Origin of the sequence: Coprococcus intestinihominis, from assembly GCF_040096555.1 — a bacterium.
Taxonomy (GTDB): Bacteria; Bacillota; Clostridia; order Lachnospirales; family Lachnospiraceae; genus Coprococcus_A; species Coprococcus_A intestinihominis.
This window is the reverse complement of sequence record NZ_JBBMEK010000395.1, coordinates 1-1,958: the sequence shown is the minus strand read 5'-3', so window position 1 is coordinate 1,958 and position 1,958 is coordinate 1. Positions and strand designations below refer to the sequence as shown.

Below are 1,958 nucleotides of genomic sequence, written 5' to 3'. Positions count from 1 at the left end.
AGATGGTGCCTTTGTAGGAGATGGATGTGCCATTTCCCAGGCATCCGCAGACATTATGCTGGGGATGATCCTTGGAAAAACAAAGGAAGAGGCATTGAAGCTTGGTGACATGTTCCTGCGTATGATTCAGGGAGAAGCGACGGATGAGGAAATCGATCAGTTGGAAGAAGCTTCTGCATTGAAAGATATTGCCCATATGCCTGCCAGAGTAAAGTGTGCAGTCTTGGGTTGGCATACATTGGATGAGGCTTTCAAGAAAGCCAAAGAAAATTCAGCTTCATAAGGACAGAGAGTGCCGGATATGGTAGAATAGAGAAAAAGCAAGGAGGTAACAGATAATGTATGAAGAAGTTCAGGTTTTAACTCACAGCAGTATTCGTATAGCAGGAAATCAGATCATTTATTTTGATCCATTTCATGTGGAGGAAGAAACCCGTGATGCTGATATTATTTGCGTGACCCATGAACATTTTGATCACTATTCACCGGAAGATCTGGCGAAGGTAAAAAATGCAGCAACGATTCTTGTCTGTCCGAAGTCAATGAAGGATTCATTGAGCAACAGCGGTATTTCTGAGGAGTTTACAGAATTGGTAGCTCCGGGAGATGAACTGGAGATCAATGGTGTCAGGATTCAGGCAGTGCCTGCCTACAATATTGGCAAACAGTTTCATCCGCAGCAGAATCAATGGGTAGGTTATCTTGTGACAATGAATGAGGTGACTTATTATATTGCTGGAGATACGGATATCAATGAGGATGTGAAGAAAATCCAGTGTGATGTGGCTATGATTCCTGTCGGCGGAACGTATACAATGACAGCAGAAGAGGCAGCTGAGCTGGCAGAAATGATTCATCCGAAAGCAGCAGTACCGACACATTATGGTTCGGTAGCAGGCAAAGCTGAAGATGGTCAGATATTTGCAGATATGCTAAAAGACAAAATCAATGTCATCTTAAAAATGTAATAGATATAAGAGATTTGCAAATCCTTGTAGATTTAAAGCGAAACTGGAAGGCATATTTATTTGTGTACAGACAGTTTCGCTTTTTTATTAGTCAGAAAGAAGATAGAAATGTTTCTGCAGGAAGAGAGAAGAGGTGTGGAAGCCGTATATAGTAGGTGAGTATACTTAAAAAATGTGAAAATTCTGAATATTTATAATTGGAAGATTAATATAAAGAAAACTATTGACGTTTTAAAATAACTGTGTTACTATAAAGACAACAAAGAGGAGATGCCTAACAGAAACAAAGGAAGTTTATTCCAGTATTAGACCAAGAGGATAGTTAGAAGTAGTCGAGTCTTAGAACAGGAGGACGGTCCAATGGCATAAGAAGTCTTGATCAAATCGAATAATAATCTCTCACGAGTTTACATAGATGTCGTTAACAGCTTTACATGTAACAGAGGAGATGATGATTATGAAGAAAGGCAGAGGCCCATAGTGGACATGCAAATTTATGAATAGGAGGTATAGTCCAAAAGGAACATAATTTATCCAATCGAATTCTATGAAAGTTGAAGGTGTATTAAATGAAATTACAGGAAATTCATTAAAAGCCCGGTCGAAGGAAGATTCATCGATCGGGCTTTTAATTTTGTATGTTCGATTGGCGTGAATGAAGTTTATGAATTTAGATTATTGCTGGCGAAGAATATCAGAATCTGTCGAAGGGTGTCGAATGGGGGCAGAATGAGAAGAGAATTGAACGGGAAATGGACTTGATTAATCAAATGACTGATGATAGTATGGTGGATACAGAGAAAAATATGTCTATAGAAATTCCTGAGGGAGAGGATAGATATGCGTACAGCTATAGAAGATATAATAAAAGAGCGGCATGTATAGAGCATGAAGAAGGAAAGCTTCAGATTTTAACAAATTTGATTAAAGACAGTATTCTGACTATTCAAGGAGCTGATAAACGAATGAATATGACAGAAGAAGTGTTTA

At 38.6% G+C, this 1,958-nt stretch carries 3 protein-coding genes; all 3 read left to right on the top strand.

What is annotated here, in order from left to right:
• A partial coding sequence (sufU, locus tag WMO25_RS17575) for a Fe-S cluster assembly sulfur transfer protein SufU (protein ID WP_349086484.1) occupies positions 1-283 on the top strand: 283 nt, incomplete at its 5' end.
• Between the two features lie 55 nt (positions 284-338).
• On the top strand, positions 339-968 hold the full coding sequence (locus WMO25_RS17570; RefSeq protein WP_349086482.1) for an MBL fold metallo-hydrolase: 630 nt from the start codon (positions 339-341) through the stop codon (positions 966-968).
• Positions 969-1,720: 752 nt separating this feature from the next.
• The coding region (locus WMO25_RS17565; RefSeq protein WP_349086481.1) for a hypothetical protein at positions 1,721-1,958 on the top strand (238 nt) is incomplete at its 3' end.

What these genes read in the sequence shown, in the direction of transcription:
- WMO25_RS17570 (WP_349086482.1), top strand. Translation starts at nt 339, where the DNA reads ATGTATGAAGAAGTTCAGGTTTTAACTCACAGCAGTATTCGTATAGCA.